Consider the following 23,156-nt stretch of genomic DNA (forward strand, 5'->3'; position numbering starts at 1 on the left):
GCAAATTGCAAGAAGGCCCTCCCTTTTCCACTATGTAATTGACAAAAAATATAAAAAGGCTTTATGTGCAAACTTAGTAGTGGGGCAAAAATAAGTGCCCCTTATTTCGTCACCACCATCTTCCGGGTTGCCGTAGCTCCATTTTGGGTCAGGGTGTAGTAGTACACGCCATTGCTCGGCAAGTCGTTGTGTTTGATCAAAACCTGATGTTGACCTTTATCGAAGTTTTGGCGGATGGTTTTGACCATTCTACCCGTTACATCGTGGATGCTCAGCGTCGCTTCACCGGCTTGAGGCAACCAGAAGCCAATTTGGGTTTCACTGCGGAAGGGGTTGGGTTGGTTTTGTTCCAACAGCATTTCATTGTTGAGTGCTGTAGTAGCTGTTCCAAAATCCAGAGCAAGATCCATCACTTCCAATTCCCGGCTGTATGCCTCTGCACTCATCGCCCTAGGGTTAAGTTTCAAGGCTTCGCTCAATTGAGCATTGCTCTTGGCTTTAAATACCAGGGTGAACAATGCACCAGCTTTGGACTGCCCCTGATCTACCCAAGAGGTAGTGAGTAAACCACGATCGGTGAATAGCCCAAAGTTTTCCATTTTAGCTACGCCATTTTTGAGATCCACCAATTCAAGTTCTTGAGGATCCCAATTCAGTGCAAACTGATAACCGGCAATTTTGCTCAAATCCGCCACAGTTACTGGAACTTCATACACATTACCCACTTTAAGTTCCTGGTTTTCGATCGACAATTTTAAAGTCTGGCCGCTGCGCAATTCAGCACTTTGCAAACCGCTTACACTGGCGCTTTGATTCAGGTCTCCTACTTTGATCGCCACAAAATCAGCCTGCACATTGTGGTCCAGGTTCACCATCGAAATGATCTGAGGGAAGGCTTCCTTCCAGGGATTCAGCGGATCAGGGAAACGATAAGCCTGATCCACGAAGCACCAGCTCTTGGTTCCGCCGAAATCGGGAATCATATTGAGGATAAACCTGCGCAAGCGAATTTGGTCCCCAACTGAAACGTGGCCTGAATTGTCTACGTCGGCTGCAATCAAACGGTAGGGGTCTGTAATCGGATCGCTATTGATCAGGTGCTTTTGGATCAACAGCAAATCGAGGGTAGAAATACCGTTGCCAAAGTCCTTGTTCATGTCTGGACTCAGCGTATAAGTTTTGCCTTTGCCCAAACCAACGAAACTAAATGCTCCATCAGTCCCGCTAGTATACTGCATGGTTGCGCCACCTGAAAGTTGTAAAGCGACACCTTTCACCATGGTATTTTGAGCGGTAGCTACGTGGCCTGCAATGGTATAAGCCTCTACCAGTGCCCCTGGACAAACCTTGTTGTTGTCTTGAACTTCAACATAAGTCAGGCAAAAATCGTGGTTACCCACTTCGTCCCAAGCGTGGAGCTCTACTTCCACCACCTTACCTTTATCTGCACAAGTCAATACCAAGCCAGTATTCGTTACCAATGCTGGAGAACCTTTTCGGTTAATGGAGTATTTGGTGATGCGCTTGAGTCCTTGAGCGTTGGCTTCCCCCTGGCCATTGCAATCAAAGATCGCACTGGCTACAAAGTCGGTTGCCCATACGGCCATGGTACCACCGCCCAGGCCGTCACTCATCAAGGAAAGGGACAAACCTTTGATACAAATTGGGGCTGGTGCTTTTTGGTCCTTTACTTCAAAAGGTATCCGGGTAGGCGAGCTCAGGTTGCCACAACCATCACGTACGGATACGATCAGGTCGTGTTTGCCTTCGGGCAAGTTTTTCACAGTTACGGTAAAGCTGCCATCAGCATTGGCTTTGGTTACCCAACGGGTTGAATTGTACATGATAAATGGACCATTCAGGGTGCGATTGGGAGCAACCATCAATTGTGGTATTTCCAGCTCAACCGTAGCGCTACAGTTATCCGTAGCCCGGAAGGTGATCGTAACGTCCGCCAAACAATCGGTAGCTCGGGTTGGGAAAATGCTCAACTGTGGAACAGTAACCACCGGTTTTTGTGAGTCCTCTACCTTGATGATTTGGGTATACATGAAGCTGTGGTAGTAATCGTCGGTCGCATCACAAATCGGCGGCGTAAAACGAATATCGCCCGTTTCTTCGGGCGTACGGTTTTTGGATAGCCAGAATTCTTCGTCGCCATCGCGGTTTTTATCCCGCACCAGGACATAGATGGGATCTTTACCAAAATTACCAAAGGTACCACGGTCTACGACGTATACTTTTCCAGTTGCCATTGGGTCTCCACAACGGTCATCGTAAGCACACCAGTTGATAACGGTGTAGGTTCGGAAAATTTTGTAACATTCACCATCACTGGCATCGAAACGTTTGTCGCTCACATTCACGGCCAAAACATCACAGCCCAATTCGGCGGTAAAGGCAGAATCCGCCTTCAGCGTTTTACAATCAGCCGTTGCATCTTTGGGGAAACAAATGTCGTATTCATTGATGGGCAGTACCGTAATGCGTTGTTCACAAGTGGTTGCAGAGGTACCTTTGTTGATCGTCCAGCGACGGATGATGTAACCTTTGCCACATTTTATGTTTTCGATTGCGGTGTACTCAATGTTCAAGTTGGTGCATTCATTGCCACCCTGGATGGTGATATCCCCGTAACAAGCTGCCGAAGCAACGCGGTCCTTCAAACTTCCCAGACATTTATCTGTACAATTGATGGTGATATCCCAAGGTGCGGTACAGGTTGGAACGGTTTTGTCTTCCACGACCAGATCCATCCAGCAGTAGTTGCGGTTTCCAGCGAGGTCTTCTGCCCACAATTCAATGGTTACTCTGGATCCCAGATCGCAGCAATAAAATTCAACAAATTCGCCCAAAGGTGACATCAGTTTGCCCTCTTTCAGGATAAAGGTTTCACCAAAATCGGCCAAATCTCCATCACCATTGAGGTCAAAACCATCAGCTACTGTCCAATCTCCACTGGCAGGTAATGGATCGAGTTTGCCATTGTTATTGGTGTCGTAGTCTTTCAGGAAGCTGCTTACACAGGCAGTTGGAATCACCCGACGCACCCGGAGCCATCTCAATTTGCTACAGTTGTCCCAGGTTCCTTCGTCAACATCCTCTGCGGTTAGTTTACCATACCCAGTTTGGTATCCGTTGGACAAGGAAATGCGCAAATCATCGTCACATTTTACAACTGGAGCAATCAAGTCGCGTACAAAAAATTCGATGGAGTCAAGCATCGTGTTGTAACAGCCATCATTAGCAGTGACGATCAAGCGGTGACGCCCTACGGTAAGGCCAGTTATGAGACCATTCGTTACGGGATAGTTCACATTGTACCAGGTTGAAGTATCCACAACTATACCGCTGACAATTTTCCCTTTGGTACGTACTCTAAGGCTTAAGGTGCCTAAAGTACAATTGTCACTAATGGTTGCCCCCAACAGGTTTCTGATTCCAGCGGCCGTGGTTGGAATCGAAGCCGTACAATCCGAAGGTCCGGTACTGATGATCGGAATGCGCGACAATTTGGTAATCCGAGGTGCACTAATGTCACCCAGTTTGATCAGGATTTTGTATTGGGCTATCTCGCGGTTCAAACACCAATCAAAAAACTTGATGGTGCGTTCAATTTTAAGGCCAGTACCATTGCAGATGGGGAATTCAACGTCGCTGACGTTTAACCCGTAATTACAACCCAGCGAATCCAGGTAGATTTTTTTGCCAAAAAAGTTAGTTATATAAGGTGTAACATCGATCCGGCGGATCTGGCTCTTGTTGGCCACACAAGCATCGTAACTGATGATTGCTTTATAAGCAGCATCCCCGGCAAAATCAAATTTGAAATCGTTTACCACTGGCCGACGGAAAGTGATGACCTGCTCCACACTCTGAGTCATACCCCGGCAATCCGTCGCCACAAATACGCGGTAGATGCGGGCATACACCCCGTTGACAATGGTTTCGGTACAATTGGCAGTTTCCAGCCGATCTGAAAACTTCAGGGTTACGTTACAACCACAGGATTTGCAGTTGTCTTCAAAATTGGGGATGCCCAGGTTTTTGACATCGGTATCAATCACTGAACCCGAAATCAAGCCACTCAGGGATTGGCTGGTATTGGTAGGTCCAACCGTTTTAGGATTGTTAAGCACATAATTGACATCGGTACACCAGAGGGTAGAATTGGTAAAATCTACGCTTACCAATTTGGGGCCGCTTTTGTCTTCCGCCAGGATCTTGCCCCAGCAAACAATTTCGTTGGCACTATTCAAAACGCCGTAATCCCACAAGCCCGGACAATCAATTATGTTGCCATTAGAGGGATTGCTGTCACTGATGGCTACCCGATAGGATCCAATACAAGCACCAAACCCCACCAGCGCTGGGGTTACGGTAAATTTGCAATTGGCATCCATCGTAACGTTTACCTGGTTGATGCAGGAAGTTCGAGGGTCACACTGAGCCTTTGCCCATTGTGGAAACAGCAGCACACCTAGTAGTATTCCCGCCGGGAGCATCCGGCCTAAAAGATTAATGAGCGTAGAGGTCATCTTCATGGGAAAGAAATTTGTCTTGTATATTCATGAAATTCAAAAACAATTTAAATATGTAGACGTGCCGAATGTACACTTGTTACATGTACACTGACAACGACTGAGCATCGAGGTATTCTAGTAACCGTAGATGATCGCAACCCATGACTTTAGCCGTGGGAGCTACAAATAAATTAACCCATGGCTTTAGCCCTGGGAAAAAGGAGTGGAAAGGTATCTCTCAAAAACGAGAAATATAATTACCGGCGAGTAGCCAAACAGCGTGAGGGGACAAAAAACGGCTATTGGCTTTAATAGATTAATGGTTCAGGGCCAAAGATAAGAGATTATTTTATTTTTGGAAACAGAATATTTATTTTGTACGAAAATAATAGATTCAGGGTAGTGGGCCTGGTAGATTCTTTCTTTCCCAAGCGAAATAAGTCCATGGTTTCCAATAGAATTTAAATAGACAGTAAATATTCGTTTAAAAAAAACAAAAAAGGCTTGCACACTTCCGACAGGCGACTTATCTTTGCATCCGCAATTGCAAAACACGCATAAGCACTGGCGCTGTAGCTCAATTGGATAGAGCACCTGACTACGGATCAGGAGGTTTAAGGTTCGACTCCTTACAGCGTCACTCTGATGAATTATTCTCTAAATTAGGGGGTAAAAATTCTCTGGATCAAAAAGTTCAAGGTCTAAAGTTCAAATTGGTTAAAACCTTTGACACCTTGAACTTTTTAAATTTATACATTATGTCTAAGGTTTGTCAACTTACGGGTAAGCGTCCGATTGTGGGTAATAACGTTTCACACTCCAATCGTAAGACCAAGCGTCGCTTTTTGCCTAACCTGCAAAAGAAACGCTTCTTCATCCCCGAAACGGATCAGTGGGTTACGTTGAAAGTATGTACTTCCGCTATGCGCACCATCAGCAAATTGGGGATTTACGAGTATCTACAACGTCTGGAAAGAGAGGGTGTTGATACCGGAGTAAGTTTGGAACAAGGTTGTTAAACAAGTAATTTTCAGTTGCTATGGCAAAGAAGAGCAAAGGTAACCGCATTCAAATCATCCTTGAATGCACTGAGCATAAGAAGTCGGGCTTACCCGGTACTTCTCGTTATGTTACCCAGAAAAACCGCAAAAACTCACCGGATCGTATGGAATTGAAGAAATTCAATCCTGTACTGAAAAAAGTAACGGTGCACCGCGAAATTAAATAATTGCTGATTGAGGGCAAATTGGACTTGATTGTTCTGACAATAAGTTTTAATTTGATCCCATAAATAATTTACTGCAATGGCAAAGGTATCCAAAAACGCAAAAGTTGCTAAGCGTGCAGCTAACGTTGGTTCTGGCCGCGACTACGTTCAAATCGTAGTAAGCGTAAAAGACCCAAAAACGGGCAAGTACAGCTACAAAAAGCAAATGGTGCACAAGGACAAAAAAGACGCTTTTATTGCTTCCCTGAAGTAAATATATGCACGGTCTGATGCATCGTCCGTAAAGAGGCTTTTCTTGTGATTGCACAGGAAAAGCCTTTTGAGTTATGAGTGAAAAGTGAAAAACTAAAAGTGAAAAGCTATTCCCAGTCTATCACCACTCACTTATAACTATTCATTTCTCACTTTTCACTTTTCACTACCATGAGTTTTTTTAGCAATCTTTTTGGAAAAAAAGAAAAGGAAGATCTAGATAAAGGGCTTGAAAAAACCAAGAGCAGTTTTTTCGGCAGCCTTTCTAAAATGGTGGCCGGTCGCTCAACCGTGGACGAGGAGGTGTTGGACGAATTGGAATCCTTACTCATTTCAGCGGATGTAGGCCGCAATACTTCCACCCAAATCATCGAGCGGATTGAAGCACGGGTTGCTAAAGACAAATACTTGGGCGCAAGTGAGCTCAATTTTATTCTGCGGGATGAAATTGTGCAGCTATTGGCCGAAAACAATACCCAGCAACTGAGCGGTTATGAATTGCCCACGGGAGTGACTCCCTTCATTCTCCTGGTTGTGGGGGTGAATGGAGTAGGAAAAACCACCACTATTGGGAAGTTGGCTCATCAATTCAAAAAACAGGGCAAAAAAGTAGTGCTAGGTGCTGGGGATACCTTCCGGGCAGCTGCGGTAGACCAGCTCAAAATTTGGTCCGAGCGGGTTGGTTGTGATTTTTACAGCAAGGGCATGAATGCTGACCCGGCTGCAGTAGCTTATGAAACGGTCAATTACGCAGTACAAAATAATTGTGATGTAGCCATTATCGATACCGCAGGCCGTTTGCACACCAAAACGGGTTTGATGCAGGAATTGAGTAAAATAAAACGCTCAATCAGCAAAAGAATTGAAACAGCACCGCATGAAGTTTTGCTGGTTTTGGATGCCACTACTGGTCAAAACGCCATCGAACAAGCCAAACATTTCACCGAAGCGACCGATGTTAGCGCACTGGCCTTGACCAAACTGGATGGCACAGCCAAAGGTGGAGTAGCCATCGGAATCTCCAATCAATTCAAAATTCCCATCAAATACATCGGCGTAGGTGAAGGCATCGACCAATTACAACCTTTCGATAAGCAAACTTTTGTGAATGCTCTTTTTGAAGCATAGCCTATTTTTTCAATGGTATGTTTAATTAGTTAGATTCCTCTTTTTCAACTAATTAAACATGCCCTTTCTCCTCTTTGATCCTCCTGGATACTTTTCTACTGTAACTTTTCGTTATACCTATCGTTATTTTGAAAAATTTATTTTGCCAATGAACAATCTGCGTAAAGTAAGCGGCATGCTTGCCGCCCTATTTTTAAACTCTATTGCAATCTTCGCCCAACAAGCTGATGTAGGCTTGTCTAATTACTATTCGGACGCCCTTCAAGGCAATCCAACTGCTTATGGCGAGGTTTACGATCGAACCCAATACACCGCTTCACACCGCACTTATCCTAAAGGCACCTTATTAAAAGTTACTCGCCTGGACAATAACAAAGCAGTTATTGTACGCGTAAATGACCGGGGCCCTTTTTCCAGTGATGGCGCAATCATCTCCCTTTCCATGGCTGCTGCGTCCTTTATTGATCTTAGCCTCGTAGGACATGCTCAGGTTAAAGTGGAGCAGTTTGGTTATGCAGACAACAACGCTACTGCCGCAAACTACAACACAGCCAACAATCAAAGTTCCAATTCCTTTGCCTTTGACCGCATTTACAATGGGGCACCGCAAGATGCACCCCAAGAGTATTTTACCCCCAAAGGAACCAATGGTTCGAATGGGTACAACAATACTCAACAACAATACAACAATACTCAACAACAATACAACAATACTCAACAACAATACGGCAATACGCAACAACAATACGGTAACACCCAGAACAATACCCAACCAGCCCAATATGGCCCGGTTCCACCATCTTACGATCGCCGTTTTCAAAACCGGGGTGGTACCTATAACGCTGCAAATGAAGCTTCTAACCAAATTCCTTCGGGTTATGGGTACAATGGTTCAGGCAGTAGTTATACCCCTGCTTACAACAATCCCAATATCCCCAGTTCCTATTCAGATAACGCTACCAGCTCCAATTCGAACAATCCCAACTTCAACTGGAACACCAATCCTGCAAATACAAGTCCTGGCAGCATAGAAGGCTTTCCAACTTTGCAAGCAGGAAGTGGGTTTTCCGTTCAGGTAGGTTCTTATACCCAGTTGGACAATGCTACTCGCCAGGCGCAGTCCTTGCAAAAGATGGGTTTGAGTGAAATTTATCTTTCCCAATCTCCTGCTGCCAATGTCAGTGGAGGTCGGATTTATAAAATTTTTGCAGGCCGTTTCGACAATCGGGAGGCTGCAACGATTTATGCCAGCCAAATCAAGCGCCAGTTTTTGGTAAACGGATTTGTGTTGCGCATGTAGGGGTAATCCTGTGTGGTTGCCTCCTTGTATCAACAACCCTGTGTGGTTGCCTCCTTGTATCAACAACCCTGTGTGGTTGCCTCGGGAGGTTGCCAAACATGCACCCAAACATGCCCAATAGGACGCCCACACAGGGGCGTCCCTACGGTTTTTTGGTATATTTTTCCGGAATTGGATTATCCGGCGATTCCGGGTTCCACATGATGTTCAAAATCCAAAAACGCCCATCTTTTTGCACCAACTGGATGCTGTTGATACCCCGCGCTTCCACTTTACCATTTGCTGCGGTAAATCTGGTTTCATAAGCGCTAAACACGTGAACCATGTTGCCATACCTTTCCTGAGAGCGGCCAATTTCTTTTTCAAAAAAGCCCTTTTCATCGAACATTGGCCCTACATTGCGAATGTAGTCTTCCTGGGTCATGGTGGTTAATTTGGCTTTGCCATTGGCGTCCTTACCCACCGCATTCAGACGAGCTTCGGGGCGAAAAAGCGAACGAAATTTGTTCCAATTGCGGCGTTGGCCAGCTGGGCCGGAGATGACGTCATAAAGGGTTTTAATGATGGCGTCTATACTGGAAACCTCGGCCAAGGTAGCCTCAAGCATTGGTTTCTCTGTATCTTGAGCTTGCATTGGCTTTAAAAAAGCCAGGCCAAAAAAAAGTAAGAAGTAGTATTTTCTCATGTTTATTCGTTTTTACTGCGAAAAAATCGGAAGTTTCTGCGAATTTTGAACGAAGAAAACTGCATTTTAAATGCCTTCGCTGAAAACCATTGTAATCAATCTACTGCGTCGTTTGGATCACTTTATTGATGACCTGAGGTTTGCCCTGGTCAAAGTCAGTGGAGTGGGCAAAGACTTGCCTGTAAAAATCGCAACTTATCGTGGTTTTGGCCGCCGAGACTTTCTTTTTTTGCAAGGCAGGGTCTTGGTCAAAAAACGCCTCCGCAATAGCCCGATCAATACCGTTTTACAAAACCTGATCAATTCCTACCGCCGCTTTGAAAGTGATGAGATTCCTAATGCGGTACTCCGCGTGTGTATAGAAGACCATCAATTCGAATTAATTACCGACCGTGAAGGTTATTTTACCTTGAGTACTCCGCTTGATCCACCCTTGGAACTAAGCAGCGATGACCCCTGGCAAAGCGTGCATATTACCTTACTCAAAACACCCTGGACGGAGGAGTTGAACCTCGAAACCAGTACAACCGTGATGTTTCCCCCCGAGGAAAGTACCCTTGGCATCATTTCGGATTTGGATGATACTGTAATTGAAACCGGGGTGGCCAGCCTGTTCAAATGGCGCGCTTTTTACAATACCTTGTTCAAAAGTATCCATCGGCGTAAATTGTTTGATGAAGTGGCCGCTTTTTTCCGGGCCTTGCGCCGAGGGCAAGATGACCAAGGCTTTTTGCCGCTTTTTTATGTTTCCAATAGTCCGCGCAACATTTACGATCTGGTAGCAGGGTACCTCAAGGTGCATTCCATGCCCAAAGCGCCTGTTTTGCTGCGGGATATTGGTTTTCCATACAAAATCCATAGCCGGAAAGACATGAACCACAAAATGGAAAGCATTGTGCGCATTTTTGATACCTACCCGGAAAAACGCTTCATTTTGATTGGTGACAACGCAGAAAAAGACCCTTACATCTACCATGAAATAGACCAACGATATCCTGGACGGGTGGCGGCCATTTACATTCGGGATGTGCAAAAAAGCCGACCGCTGCAGCGTTTAAAAAAATTTGTAGCCCAGGAATCCATTCACCAGATCCAGATGTTCACTTCTTATCGGCAACTGGCGCAGATGTGTGCAGATAAGCATTTTCTGGATTGGGACTACTTTCAGGAGTTGTGCCAAAGTCAGCACAAGTGGAAATTGAGCTTGCCTGTTTTCCCGAAATAATGCAATTTTGTAGAACAAGAAAATTTCTCCAATGGGATCCGTTTCTGTATCAGCCAAACATATGAGCGTTGAGGATTTTTTCCTCAAATACGGCGCTTTTGAATCTCAAATCCCACTGAGTAAACAAGACTTTATTGGCTTAATCGAAATTTTTCCCGATCTCCAAATTGAAAGGGAGGCAAATGGTATCATCTCAGTTATGTCCCCACTCAAAAAAGGTTCAGGAAAACGCGAAAACCGCCTTAATTTTTTACTAAATCTTTGGAACGAAAGTCAAGGTAAAGGGCAGGTTTTTGGCCCAAATGGAACCTACGACTTACCTGACGGGGCTACAAAAATGCCTGATGTGTCCTGGATTTCTCCAGAGCGTTGGGCCGAAGAACCAGATGATGATGAAAGTTTCATCCAGGTTGTTCCCGATTTTGTAGTCGAAATTCGTTCTAAAACCGATCGATTGGCTAAGTTGCAACAGAAAATGACCAACAACTGGCTGGCCAATGGAGTGCAATTGGCTTGGTTGATTGACCCCTACAAAGAGCAAGTATTTGTTTATCGGCAAGGAAAAGACGTGGAATGTGTAAAAGGTTTTGATCAAAAATTATCTGGCGAAGAGGTATTGCCTGGCTTTGAACTCAATCTTATGGAGATGAGGGCAAAAAAATAATACTTTGTAGTGGGGCAAAAATAAATGTTCATTTTCCTTGAGCCAAAGGATCAAATAAAATGCTTGAAATGAAACGTTTACTCATCTAATCATTTGGTAAAATGAACAATTTATTTTTTACCCCCCCTTTCCGATTATTCCACACTCAACACAATTTTCCCCTGATTCCGATTTCCTTCCATGTACAAATGGGCCTGAGCTACCTCCTCCCATGGGAAAATTTTATCAACAACCGGGAACAAACTGCCGTTCGCAAAATGATCCCAGGTCAATTCCATAAAGGCCTTGGTCAGTTCCGTTTTATAGGTCAATGTTCGCGCACGCAACGTTGATCCTTGGATACTCAGCCGTTTCATCAACACTATCCCCAGATTGATCCCTGCAGCTTGGGCTCCGCCCATGATGGCCAGCATCACCATCCGGCCATCCATAGCCAGAGATTGGAGGTTGCGCTCCAGGTAAGAAGCGCCCAAGAAATCCAGCACCACGTCTGCTCCCCTACCCTTCGTCCAATCCAGGATACAATCCGCAAAGTCCTGTGTTTTGTAGTCAATACATTGCTCGGCACCCAAAGTCAGGCAAAGCCCGTGTTTTTCGGCTGAGGCCGTAACAAAAGCTCTGGCCCCGATCAAACGAGCCAATTGTAGGGCGGAAGTGCCCACACCGCTAGCCCCGGCATGAATCAACAAGGTTTCACCTTCCTTGAGTTTGGCAATCCAAATCAGGGCTTGGAAAGCAGTTAAAAACGCTTCTGGAATAGCTGCGGCCGCCAAAAAATCCAGGCTTTCCGGAATAGGCATGGCCACATCTTCGTGGATGACGGCGTATTCAGCATAGCCGCCGCCAGCGAGAAGCCCACATACACGGTCACCAATTTTCCATTTTTCGACTTTTTCGCCCAGCTTTTCAACAGTTCCGGCTATTTCCAGGCCCATGATGGGGCTTTCACCTGCTGGAGGCGGATATTTCCCTTCCCGTTGCAAAAGGTCCGCTCGGTTCAAGGCCGTAGCTTTGACTTTGACCCGAATTTCATGTGCAGCAGGTTCTGGGGTAAAAAAATCTCCCAGGTAGAGTTCTTCTGCTGAACCAAATTGGTGGAACTGGATGGCGCGCATAGTGGATGTTCGTTGGGGCGATCCTAAGTGGTCGCCTATATTCGTAAGGGCGATCCTAAGTGGTCGCCCAATCGGGTAACCACGCAGGGTTACCCCAACAGATGCCCCATAAATTCCTGCTTGACCCGCAGGTATTCCTGGTTTTCGGCATTAGGTTCGATGATAATGGGAATCCGGTTGATTACATTGACAGTACTGTGTTCGAAGGCCTCAATTTTATCCGGATTATTGGTCAGTAAATTGATTTCACTTACCCCCAAATCTTCCAACATTTCAATGGCAATTCCATAATCGCGGGCATCTGCTTCAAAGCCTAAATGAATGTTGGCATCAATGGTATTGAAGCCCATATCTTGCAGGTTGTAGGCTTTGAGTTTATTGATCAGGCCAATACCCCGGCCTTCCTGGCGCAGGTAAAGCAAGACCCCTCCTTCCTTGGCCACTTTATTCAAAGCATAGGCCAATTGTTCACCACAATCACAACGTTTGGAACCAAACAAATCTCCGGTGAGGCATTCCGAATGCAAGCGTGTAAGCACAGGCTCGTTGAGGTTGCAATGTTCACTGATGAGTGCCAAATGGGGCATCCAATCTTCGGGGCTTTCGGCATACGCTGCCATCCGAAAATTCCCCCATGGGGTTGGAATCAGTGCTTCTGCTTGCCGAACCAAGCTTTTTTCCTTTATATCCATGAATAACAATTCCGCTTCAACTTTCGCCATTTCCCCTACATTTTGTGGAAATCGAGATCAATTCAAGTTTGACCAAAGAACAACCCTTAACCACATAAGGTTCAAGCCCCCAAAGATAAGGGTATTGTAGTGTGAATACCACATTTTTGCTTTTTGCCGACAAAATATCCTATGAAAAAAATGTCCTACATTTAATAGTATTGCTTTCATTTGTCCAAAATTTGTTTTGTATGAAAAAACTCTCACTAGTGCTCATGCTGCTGCTGGGCAGTCTGTCTACAATGCTGGCTCAGCGCACCATCACCGGAAAGGTGGTTGACCAAAGCAGCAAAGAGGCGCTCATCGGCGCCTCCGTCTTCGTCAAAGGAACCTCCGTTGGTACTGTGACCGATGTCGATGGAACCTATTCTGTATCCGCACCTGCTAACGCTACAACTTTGGTGATCAGTTACACGGGTTATTCTTCCCGTGAAGTTGAAATTGGCACTTCAAATGTTATTGATGTAGATCTGGAAGCAGGGGTAAACATCAATGAAGTAGTCGTGGTGGGTTATGGTACCCAGCAAAGACGGGACATTACTGGAACCATCTCGTCGATCAAAGGTGCAGACCTGGCGGCTACACCAGTACAAAGTTTTGATCAGGCCCTGCAAGGACGTGCAGCTGGGGTTAACGTTAGTTTGCCCAACGGGGTACTCAACAACCCTCCTGTATTCCGCATCCGGGGGATCAACTCGATCAACCTGAGCTCTTTCCCATTGATTGTAGTTGATGGTGTACCTACTTTTACCGGGGATCAAAGTGCAACCAACGCTGCCAACAACCCGCTTTCCAACATCAACCCGAATGACATCGAGAGCATTGAGATTCTGAAAGATGCTGCTGCCGCGGCGATCTACGGTTCTCGGGCAAGTGCCGGGGTTGTGCTGATCACCACTAAACGGGGTAAAGAAGGCAAAACCAAAATCAGCTACGATGGTTGGGCCGGTTGGACCAGTGCAGCAAGACGTTTCGATTTGTTGAACGCAGAGCAATATGTGGCTTACAAAAATGAAGCTGCACGCAATGCCAATCTTCCAGATCAGTTTTTCCTGGAAACCATTGATGGGAAAACAGTTGATACCGATTGGTATGACTATGTGCTGCAAACTGGATTGTCTCATAACCATGGTTTGAGTTTCTCTGGTGGCAATTCAGGTACGACTTATTTCCTTTCTTTGGGTTATTCCAATCAGGAAGGTATGATTGTCAGCAATACTTTTGAGCGCCTTTCTGGCCGTTTGAGCCTTGACCACAAATTGGGGAAAAAGGTAAAAGTTGGTGCCAACTTGGGCTATACCACCAACTTCAACGCAGCCCCTGCTACAGGTTCTTTGCCTGGTCAGGCTTTTGGTACAGCAGGTTTGGGCCGGATTCCACTGGTTACTGCTCCCAACGTTCCTGCACGTAATGCCGATGGCTCTTACAACATTGCCTCAAACAACCAGGTAGGTCGTTACCGCAACTTACAACAGGTTGGTTTCTACAACCCATTGCCCATCATCGAGTTGAATAGTTTCACCTCTGAAGCTGACCAACTTCAAGCTGCTGTTTTTGTAGATGTTAACCTGCTCAAGGGTTTGACTTACCGCACTCAATATGGTGTAGATCAGCTGAGTGTTGAAAACATTTCTTTCCAAACGCCAATCCACGGTGATGGTTTTGGTACTACGGGTTCAGCAACCAATGTTCTCAGTAACCTGGAGCGTTGGAACTGGCAGCATTTGCTGACTTATGATTTCTCCCTGGCTGATAAGCACAATTTCTCCTTACTGGTGGGTAATGAACAACAGCGTACCGTTTCGGAAAGCTGGGGTGCAAACCGTACCGTAATTGGTGATCCGTTCTTTACTTCTTACCAAGGAAACTTTACCACCATCGTACCTGCGGGTAACGGGCAAGGTGAAAACTACCTGCTGTCTTATTTTGGTCGTTTGAACTACGATTTCAAAAAGATTTTTCTGATTACGGGTAACCTTCGTCAGGACGAATACTCCGCTTTTGCCCCTGGCAAAAAAGCAGGTATTTTCTGGGGAGCATCTGCAGGTTTGACGCTTTCAGAACTGGATTTCTGGAAAAATTCTCTGGGCAATACCATCAACTTCTTCCGCATACGGGGTAGCTACGGTGAAGTGGGTAACAACAGTGGCATTGGAGACTTTGCTTCCTTGTCTACTTACGGATCAGGCTTGTATGGTACAAATGCTACAACTGGCTTCAACCAAGCTGGTAACACCAACCTTTCCTGGGAAACCAGCCGCAAGACTGACATTGGTATCAACTTTGGCTTGCTGGATGATCGCCTGACGGGTGAAATCACTTATTTCCAAAACGACATTGATGGTCTGATCCTGAACTCACCACAAGCTCCTTCAAAAGGTATCCCAGGAAACTCAATTCAAACCAACATTGGTTCGATGCGGAACACCGGTTGGGAGTTTGGCTTGACAGGTACCATTTTGAAAAAAGCAAAATTCAGCTGGACGTCTAACGTCAACATTACCTTCATGCAAAACGAGGTAACCGCCCTGGCTGCTGGTAATACCGATATTTTCACCGCAACTGCTGGTTTGGAAACTGCCAACATTATCCGGGTAGGACAGTCCATTGGTAGCTTGTATGTAGTTCCTACCGATGGTGTGGATCCTGCTACTGGCCGTCGGGTGTTCATCAATAAAAGTGGTCAAAGAATCCTTTACAGTCACGTAGTTCCAAGTGGACAGTCTCGTTGGACAGTTCAGGGTACTGGAGCTGCTGCTGCTGCTGTAACTGTAGCTGCTGATGGCACAGTGATTGGTCCAGTGTTGCCTACTTACTTCGGTGCGTGGGATAACACCTTTAAATTCTACGGAATTGATCTTAATGTTCAGGTACAGTATTCCGGTGGCAACTATATCTACAATGGTACCAAGGCCGGTCTGCGTGATCAACGTTTCTGGAACAACAGTGTAGAAGTACTCACCCGTTGGCAGAAAGAAGGTGACATCACCAATATTCCTCGGGCAGTATTGACCGACAACGTTTCCAATGGTTCATCTTTCCCAATCTCCGAAAACGTAGAGAAGGGAGACTTTGTCCGTATCCGCAACATTACCCTTGGCTATACCCTACCTAAAAACCTGAGCAGCAAAATCAATGTGAGCAACATCCGGGTATACGGTACAGTGAACAACGCGTTCCTGTTTACCCAATATACTGGTACTGACCCAGAAGTATCTACCAACGGCAACAGCAACGGCGCTCCTGGGGTAGACCGCAACTCGGTTCCAATGGCTCGTACGGTTTCCGTAGGCTTGAATGTGGGTTTCTAATTTAGGGATTTCAAAATTAAAGGACAATCATGAACAACACGATAAAGTTTATTCAAAAAACAAGCGTTGCGCTGGCTTTCATCGGCGGAACCTTCATTTTCTCGGGCTGTAATTCGGAAGAGTTCCTGAACCCCGTTCCGATTACGACCATCAGTGATGCGTCTGCCTTTGCGACACCAGCTCGTATTCTGAACCAGGTCAATGGATTGTACAACAACATCCAGAATGGTAACTTTTATGGGGGGCGTTTCCAGGTATACCACGACATCCGCGGCGAGGAGTTTCTGAACGAAACGACCAACGGGGTTACGGGTTTGCAAACCTGGAACCATACCCTGGTTGCCAGTACCAACGAAGTAAACAACCTTTGGAACCAGGTTTATTTTACGATCAACAACTGTAACCTTTTCATTGAAGGCCTCGAAGCCAACAAAGCAGTACTGGGCAATGATGCATTGGCCAACAACTACATCGCCGAAGCACGTTTCATTCGTGGTTTGTGCTACTACAGCTTGCTGACTTTGTATAGCCGCCCATTTGCGGATGGCAATGGTTCCAAACTGGGTGTTCCACTCCGTTTAAAGGGTGAAAAATCGGACGGTGGCAATGACTTGGCCCGTGCTACAGTAGCGGAAACCTATGATCAGGTTCTTGCTGACCTGAACTTTGCAGAAACAAACCTGCCAGCCAATTATTCCAGTGCTTTGTTGAACACTACCCGTGCCCACAAAAACACGGCAATTGCGCTCAAAACGCGGGTTTACCTGTCCATGCAGCGGTACAATGATGTCATCACCGAAGCCAATAAACTGGTGCCTAATGCAGCTCCGTTCAAAGCGGCAAGTGGTGTAGCGCATGAGTTGCAAGCAGATATTGCCAAAACATTTGCACCACCGCATACGACTACGGAGAGCATTCTATCTATGCCTTTCACTGAGAATGACTTGCCTGGTACGCAGAATGGTTTGGGTAGTTACTACAACCCTGGCCCACGGGGTATTGGTGATTTCTCTCTGAATCCAGCTGGGATCATCAACAATGCTGCTTTCAATGCAGGGGATGCCCGGAAAAAATTCGTCACTACAGTAGGCAGCAAAATCTACTTGAACAAGTTCCCATTGGGTCCTCAACACCTGGATTATGCTCCAGTGATCCGTTATGCAGAAGTATTGTTGAACGCTGCTGAGGCCATCGCACGCACCAGTGGGGTGAATGATCGTGCCATCGCCCTGTTGAACGCAGTTCGCACCCGTTCTGACGCTACGAAAACCTTTACAGCTGCCGATTTCGCTGACACCAATGCGTTTATCAGCGCCTTGTTGTTGGAGCGCCGCATGGAATTCTTGGGTGAAGGTTTACGCTCTTTGGATTGTACTCGTTTGCTCTTGCCTATTCCTGGCAAAGCCAACGTAGCAACGATCCTGCCGACACAGCCTGATTACATTTGGCCAATTCCACAAGGTGAATTGATTGCCAATAAACTGTGTCTGCCCAACAATTAATCCGTTTTTCTTTATTTCATACTAATCCGATTGGGGGGGGTGAACAAAGTTCACCCCCCTTTTTTTGTCAACTTTCTCAAAGCTCACCCAATGGAGCTTACAGTGGTACCAAAGTATTGTGTGAGAATGTATTTCAGGGGTAAAGTTTAGGGAATAGTATGAAAAATTATATTTTGTAAATTGCTTTTGATCTAAAATTTAGAAGATTTTGGCTTCGGTGTTGGTACAGAATAAGTCAATGATTCGATTATTTAAAAAGCGGGGATTGAAATTTGGTAAGCGCTATTTGAAGGTGTATGAGGTGGAATTGGAGTTATGAAAACTAGGTTACAATATAACGTTTTTTTCTTGTTTTTCCCTTGCAGCTCATGGGAAAACGTAATAATATTGTATTTGCGTAAGATTGCGTTATGCTCAAATGAGTATGGAGCAATATCTTTTGCCATATTCCCTCATATAAACTCCATATTTAATCATGAACACTGAAGTATTACTCGACTTTAAACTTGTTACGCTTTCCCAACTTGCCGATCAGATTGGTATCCATCGCTCTACAATTTATCGGAAATTAAAAAAGCGGGGCATTCAGCCTCCTGGAGAGTTACTTGGCCCTAAATGGGTGGAGGTTATTGTTAAGGTTTTGAATGGAGAGGAAATTAACCGAAATGGCTTGCCTGAATTATCAATAGAATAACGAATAATAAATAAAAAGTTATTTAATTAATTAATTTTCAAATACTTAAAAAGAAAGCGACAACACGCCACAACATGCGACACTATTCGACATGCTTATATTTAGCTTAAACCTAACTTTGAACTACTAAACTTGATGCATCTCAAGGGCGCCGGGCTTGTACCTAATCTCGAAAGTATAGCGCTGGAAGTGTAACTAGAATTTTTATTATTAAACCATATAAATCCAATCATGATGAAAAAGTTCCTACAAACTTCGATTCCCTTATTTTTATTGCTGTGGAGTATAAACATCCGTGCTAATGTTAATGGGCCTTATGAAATAGATTGTGCTAATGTCGCTACCTATACCTTTAGTGTTGGATTAAATATTTCTTGCACCCAGGTAAAGTGGACGGTTTTATTTCCAAATGGAAGCTCAACGAATTACACAGGTACTACTATTTCAGTCCCTACAGGATCTACACCAGGATGGTTAGTGGTTTTCGCATCCGCAACAAAAAAATGTAGCGACTCGCTGGTATATAATGGGGGTATGCAAACATACGTAGGAGGTCCTCTAAATAATCCACAGTCTCTAAACGGCCCCTCAGATCTATGCAATTCCAGCACTGGCTCGTACACTGCCTCCAGCGTTGCTAATGCAGCTAGCTATACCTTTACTGTACCTTCAGGTTGGAGTATCAACAACCAACAGGTAACCTCTCTTATCACATCTTCAACAACGGTCTCCATAACGGCACCTTCTTCCGGTAGCGGAACTGCTAACATTAGTGTGCGAGCTAATCCACCTTCATCATCTGCCACTTGTTTCTCTTCGAGCGGCGAAACAACAACAACCGTTAATTATGGAGTACAATGGCCCGAGATTACTACATCGTCTACCGTTTTAGGAACAAACAGTTTCGGAAACTTCTACTATGATGGCTTCAATATATCTAATATTCAATGGACAATTCCAAATGGTTGGTATGCCAACAATTTAAATGGATCACAATTGACAGTTATTACCGGTTCTACTCCAGGTAATTATGTTGTACAAGTAAGTGCTCAAACTTGTGGTTCCACCGTAGGAGATTTCATAGATGTGACCGTTACTGGTTCTGGCGGATTCTTATTCGGAAATTCTCGAAAAGATGGTCAAATTACTACAGCACCCCATTCTACTCGTAAAATAGCCTTGGGTGAAGGCATTACACTTTACCCTAACCCGGTGAGTAATGAATTGTTTTTGAGTACCGCTAATAAAGACATTAGTTTGGCTTCCGTTTCAATAATAAATCTTTCAGATGGAAAACGGGTACTGTTCAAAACAATCAATAATGACAATTCTATTATTGATCTGCGTAATGTAGCGATTGGATCGTATGTTGTCAACATGATTACCTCAAGTGGTGAACAGATTCAAAAGAAAATACAAGTAGTTCGTTAATTTAATCTGCTTTCACTCATATTTGTATTAATGATATCTGGGGGTCGGACAAAGTTCGCCCCCCTTTTTTTGTGTATTAAGGCCGAAATCATCCATGTAGGTTGGTCGAAATTCGACCAAGGTTTCATTTTCATCCATGAACAATTGTTAGCAACCTTTGTTGAAAATGATACTGCTGTAATATGTATTGATACATTTTCCTACTTTAAGTCATACTACTCACCATCCCAAATAAAGCAATTTTGTGCATTTAGCCGACTTTAGGTTCAATTTTTAACATAAAACCAAATTTTTTCATGAAAAAACTCTCACTAGTCTTAGCACTCCTGTTATTGGGAAGTGCTGCGCTATGGGCGCAAAAAACCATCACTGGTAAAGTGACGGACGACAATGGAGAAGGCCTAATTGGGGCCACCATACTAGTCAAGGGAACAAGCGTGGGAAGCATCACCGATGTGAGTGGTGCATTCTCATTGTTGGTTCCCCCTAATGCCGCCGTTCTGATGGTCAGTTATACCGGATTTGCACCAAAAGAGGTGACCTTAACTGATGCCAACAACTATGAAATCACCATGGAGACCGAAGTAATCGGCCTTTCAGACGTAGTAGTGGTAGGTTACGGTTCCCAATCCAGAAAAGGGATTACCGGTTCAGTAGCTAAAGTAAGTGGAGAAACCCTTTCCAAACTACCAGTTACAGGTGTAGATCAAGCATTGCAAGGCCAGGCAGCTGGCGTACAAGTTGTGGCAGCCTCGGGTACACCAGGGGGTAGTGTCTCCGTTCGGGTACGTGGCCCATCCTCAATCAATGCAGGTAATCAACCCCTTTATGTAGTTGATGGGGTACCTATCAGTACGGGTAGCAACTCTCAAATTGGGTTCGGTGGTCAGCAAGCCAATGCCTTAACCGACATCAACCCCACCGATATCGAGTCCATTGAAGTGTTAAAAGATGCCTCGGCAGCCGCTATCTACGGGTCTAGAGCCAGCAATGGGGTTGTATTGATTACGACCAAAAGGGGAAAAGCAGGTAAAACCCAGGTATCCCTAAATACTTATTATGGACAGCAAGAAATCCAGAAAAAACCGGAGACGCTAACCGGCCCACAATACGTTGCACTGGTCCAAGAAGCCATTCGCAACCGTTTTACGGCTACCTCTCTACCCAGCTCGCAGCGCTTGGTTGGATTGGATGCAGCACCAGATACTTATCCAAGCACCAACTGGTCTGATCAGATCCTGCAAACTGCACCGATCAGCCAAACAGATTTATCTTTTTCAGGAGGCAATGAGCGTACTAAATTTTACCTTTCTACCGCTTATTTCACTCAAGATGGGATTATCAAGGGGTCAAAATTTGACCGCTACAGCATTCGATTGAACCTCGATAACTTCATCACCAATAAAATCAAAATTGGTACCAGTACCTTTTTGTCTCGTTCCAACAGTGATCGTTTGAACAACGACAACAACATCAACGGGGTATTGAGTGCAGCTATTTTGATGGGATCACACATCCCTGTTCGCAATGCTGATGGAACTTACGCCAAAGACGCCAACTCTTCGGTGGAAAATCCCGTGGCAGCACAATTGGAGCCGACCAACGAAAACTTCAGCGGCCGGATTCTATCTACCCTTTACGGGGATTGGAGTATTTTACCATGGTTGTCTTTCCGAACCAACCTCAACCTCGACTTGAGTAATTTCCGCGAATTCCGCTTCTCCCCTACCACCACAAATACTGGCTTCGGCTTACGCGGCCAGGGTATTGAAGCGTACAACCAGGAATTAAACCTGGTCAATGAAAACTTTTTTACCATCAGTAAGGCAATTGGCAGTTTGAATCTGGATCTTTTGTTGGGTACAGCATTCCAGAATAGCCGTTCAGAAAGCTTTTTTGGACAAGGCGAAAACTTTCCCGGCAATACCATCAAAACCCTCAACGCCGCTTCAGTGAAAAAGGATTTGACCTCAAGTCGCACCGAATGGGGATTGAACAGCTATTATTCTCGTTTAAACCTGAATTTTAAGGAAAAATATTTCGTCAGCGGAAGTGTACGCCGGGATGGATCTTCTCGTTTTGGCGCCAATCAGCGTTGGGCTTTATTCCCTGCATTCTCCGCGGCTTGGCGTGTCTCGGAAGAGCCCTTCCTTAAGGGTAGCAAGGTAATTTCCGAGTTGAAACTCCGCGCAGGCTTTGGCCAAACAGGCAACCAAAACATCGGAAACTTTGCTTCCAGAGCTTTGATTTCTCCAGGTGCCAACTACAACCAAATCGCTGGCTTATCCCCATCTCAATTGGGTAATCCAGAATTGACCTGGGAAACCAACGAGGATGTAAGCGTTGGTTTGGACTTGGGTTTTTTCAACAACCGCGTTAGCTTTGTCATTGAAGCCTACAAACGTAGCACCATCGACTTGCTGCTGAATCGCCCATTGGTGTTTACTTCCGGTTTTGCCAGCATCACCGAAAACATTGGATCTACCGAAAACCGGGGCATCGATATCTTGTTGAATACGCGCAACATTGAATCAAAAAAATTCAGTTGGAGTACTAGCTTCAATGTGGCCTTTCTGGAAAGCAAAATCATCAAACTGGCCGGAACTCCATTCGCTTCGGGTTTTGCCAGTTGGGTAGCTGAAGGAGAAGCCCCCAGTGCCTTCCGGGGATTCCGCGTAGAACGCATTTTCCAGGAACAGGCAGAGATTGATGCCTTGAATGCCAAAGCAAGAGAAAAAACGGGGAATCCTACCGCTGTATACCAATCTACTTTGACCAGACCTGGAGACATTCAATTCAAGGATTTGAACGGAGATGGTCTCATCACTGCGCTAGACCAAGAAATTTTAGGCAATGCACTCCCCAAATTTTATGGTGGTATGACCAATAATCTGTCATTCGCAGGATTTGATCTTTCATTCTTCTTTCAATTCCAGTCGGGTAATATGATCTACAACAACACCCGCGCTTTTAGTGAAGGGATGAATGGCATTTTTGGTCAATCTGCTGCAGTATTGGATCGTTGGACACCGGATAATAAGAGTACCACCTTTCCAAGGGCAGTATTTGGGGACCCGAACAACAACCGTCGTACTTCTGATCGTTTCCTCGAAGATGGCTCTTTCATTCGTTTGAAAAACCTCAACTTTGGTTATAGCTTACCAAAAAGCATTACAGATAAGCTCAAAATCAATCGTTTGCGCGTATATGTTGGTGGACAGAACCTCCTGACCTTTACCAACTATTCCGGTCTGGATCCTGAAGTAAGTACATTTGGTGAAGTCACACTCTCGGCGGGTACCGATTTCCTTACTTTCCCCCAGGCACGCACGATCATGGGTGGATTGAACATTACGTTTTAAGCAAC

The 23,156-nt window shown here is 45.1% G+C and carries 16 protein-coding genes and 1 tRNA gene; 13 read left to right on the top strand and 4 right to left on the bottom strand.

From position 1 onward, the window contains the following. Positions 1-101 precede the first annotated feature (101 nt). Positions 102-4,544, bottom strand: a complete 4,443-nt coding sequence (locus tag ACO08K_RS30865) for a cohesin domain-containing protein (RefSeq protein ID WP_421800361.1) — start codon at positions 4,542-4,544, stop codon at positions 102-104. 545 nt (positions 4,545-5,089) lie between these two features. On the opposite strand from ACO08K_RS30865, the gene ACO08K_RS30870 reads away from it, so the two are divergent. The 6 genes from ACO08K_RS30870 to ACO08K_RS30895 all read left to right on the top strand — a co-directional run bounded on the left by ACO08K_RS30870 (position 5,090) and on the right by ACO08K_RS30895 (position 8,431). Next, positions 5,090-5,163, top strand: a tRNA-Arg gene (locus tag ACO08K_RS30870). Between the two features lie 118 nt (positions 5,164-5,281). Continuing rightward, positions 5,282-5,542, top strand: a complete 261-nt coding sequence (rpmB, locus tag ACO08K_RS30875; protein WP_421800362.1) for a 50S ribosomal protein L28 — start codon at positions 5,282-5,284, stop codon at positions 5,540-5,542. Positions 5,543-5,562: 20 nt separating this feature from the next. Next, positions 5,563-5,751, top strand: a complete 189-nt coding sequence (gene rpmG, locus ACO08K_RS30880; RefSeq protein ID WP_421800363.1) for a 50S ribosomal protein L33 — start codon at positions 5,563-5,565, stop codon at positions 5,749-5,751. A 76-nt stretch (positions 5,752-5,827) separates the two neighbouring features. Continuing rightward, positions 5,828-6,004 (top strand): DUF4295 family protein, encoded by a 177-nt coding sequence (locus tag ACO08K_RS30885; protein WP_290931977.1) that lies wholly within the window; start codon positions 5,828-5,830, stop codon positions 6,002-6,004. 170 nt (positions 6,005-6,174) lie between these two features. After that, positions 6,175-7,131 carry a signal recognition particle-docking protein FtsY gene (gene ftsY / locus ACO08K_RS30890; protein ID WP_421800364.1) on the top strand — a complete coding sequence of 319 codons (957 nt, stop codon included), beginning with the start codon at positions 6,175-6,177 and terminating at the stop codon, positions 7,129-7,131. A gap of 58 nt (positions 7,132-7,189) precedes the next feature. After that, positions 7,190-8,431, top strand: coding sequence for a septal ring lytic transglycosylase RlpA family protein (locus ACO08K_RS30895; protein ID WP_421800365.1), 1,242 nt, complete (start codon positions 7,190-7,192; stop codon positions 8,429-8,431). A 142-nt stretch (positions 8,432-8,573) separates the two neighbouring features. Here ACO08K_RS30895 and ACO08K_RS30900 read toward each other — a convergent pair whose 3' ends face one another. Then, positions 8,574-9,116 carry a hypothetical protein gene (locus ACO08K_RS30900; RefSeq protein WP_421800366.1) on the bottom strand — a complete coding sequence of 181 codons (543 nt, stop codon included), beginning with the start codon at positions 9,114-9,116 and terminating at the stop codon, positions 8,574-8,576. A 70-nt stretch (positions 9,117-9,186) separates the two neighbouring features. Between ACO08K_RS30900 and ACO08K_RS30905 the strand changes: the two genes are divergently transcribed. Together ACO08K_RS30905 and ACO08K_RS30910 are read left to right on the top strand one after the other, a co-directional pair. Continuing rightward, entirely contained in the window at positions 9,187-10,341 is a 1,155-nt protein-coding gene (locus ACO08K_RS30905; protein ID WP_421800367.1) for a phosphatase domain-containing protein, read from the top strand. Positions 10,342-10,402: 61 nt separating this feature from the next. Beyond that, on the top strand, positions 10,403-11,005 hold the full coding sequence (locus ACO08K_RS30910; protein ID WP_421800368.1) for a Uma2 family endonuclease: 603 nt from the start codon (positions 10,403-10,405) through the stop codon (positions 11,003-11,005). Between the two features lie 134 nt (positions 11,006-11,139). On the opposite strand, the gene ACO08K_RS30915 is transcribed toward ACO08K_RS30910, so the two are convergent. Together ACO08K_RS30915 and ribA are read right to left on the bottom strand one after the other, a co-directional pair. Then, complete coding sequence (locus ACO08K_RS30915) at positions 11,140-12,120, bottom strand: NAD(P)H-quinone oxidoreductase (protein ID WP_421800369.1); 981 nt, start codon at positions 12,118-12,120, stop codon at positions 11,140-11,142. A gap of 89 nt (positions 12,121-12,209) precedes the next feature. Then, the gene (ribA, locus tag ACO08K_RS30920) at positions 12,210-12,842 is read right to left on the bottom strand and encodes a GTP cyclohydrolase II (RefSeq protein ID WP_421800370.1); all 633 of its coding nucleotides are present in this window, start codon (positions 12,840-12,842) and stop codon (positions 12,210-12,212) included. Positions 12,843-13,042: 200 nt separating this feature from the next. Here ribA and ACO08K_RS30925 point away from each other — a divergent pair, with 200 nt between their 5' ends. The 5 genes from ACO08K_RS30925 (at position 13,043) to ACO08K_RS30945 (ending at position 23,151) form a co-directional block, all read left to right on the top strand. Next, the gene (locus ACO08K_RS30925) at positions 13,043-16,162 is read left to right on the top strand and encodes a SusC/RagA family TonB-linked outer membrane protein (protein ID WP_421800371.1); all 3,120 of its coding nucleotides are present in this window, start codon (positions 13,043-13,045) and stop codon (positions 16,160-16,162) included. Between the two features lie 29 nt (positions 16,163-16,191). Further along, entirely contained in the window at positions 16,192-17,664 is a 1,473-nt protein-coding gene (locus ACO08K_RS30930) for a RagB/SusD family nutrient uptake outer membrane protein (RefSeq protein ID WP_421800372.1), read from the top strand. A 475-nt stretch (positions 17,665-18,139) separates the two neighbouring features. Beyond that, positions 18,140-18,358, top strand: a complete 219-nt coding sequence (locus ACO08K_RS30935; protein WP_421800373.1) for a helix-turn-helix domain-containing protein — start codon at positions 18,140-18,142, stop codon at positions 18,356-18,358. 234 nt (positions 18,359-18,592) lie between these two features. Continuing rightward, positions 18,593-19,789: a T9SS type A sorting domain-containing protein gene (locus tag ACO08K_RS30940; RefSeq protein WP_421800374.1), complete on the top strand. Its 1,197-nt coding sequence runs from the start codon at positions 18,593-18,595 to the stop codon at positions 19,787-19,789. 296 nt (positions 19,790-20,085) lie between these two features. Then, complete coding sequence (locus tag ACO08K_RS30945; protein WP_421800375.1) at positions 20,086-23,151, top strand: SusC/RagA family TonB-linked outer membrane protein; 3,066 nt, start codon at positions 20,086-20,088, stop codon at positions 23,149-23,151. Positions 23,152-23,156 lie beyond the last annotated feature (5 nt).

The sequence above is a fragment of the Haliscomenobacter sp. genome (genome assembly GCF_965225875.1).
Lineage (GTDB): Bacteria > Bacteroidota > Bacteroidia > Chitinophagales > Saprospiraceae > Haliscomenobacter.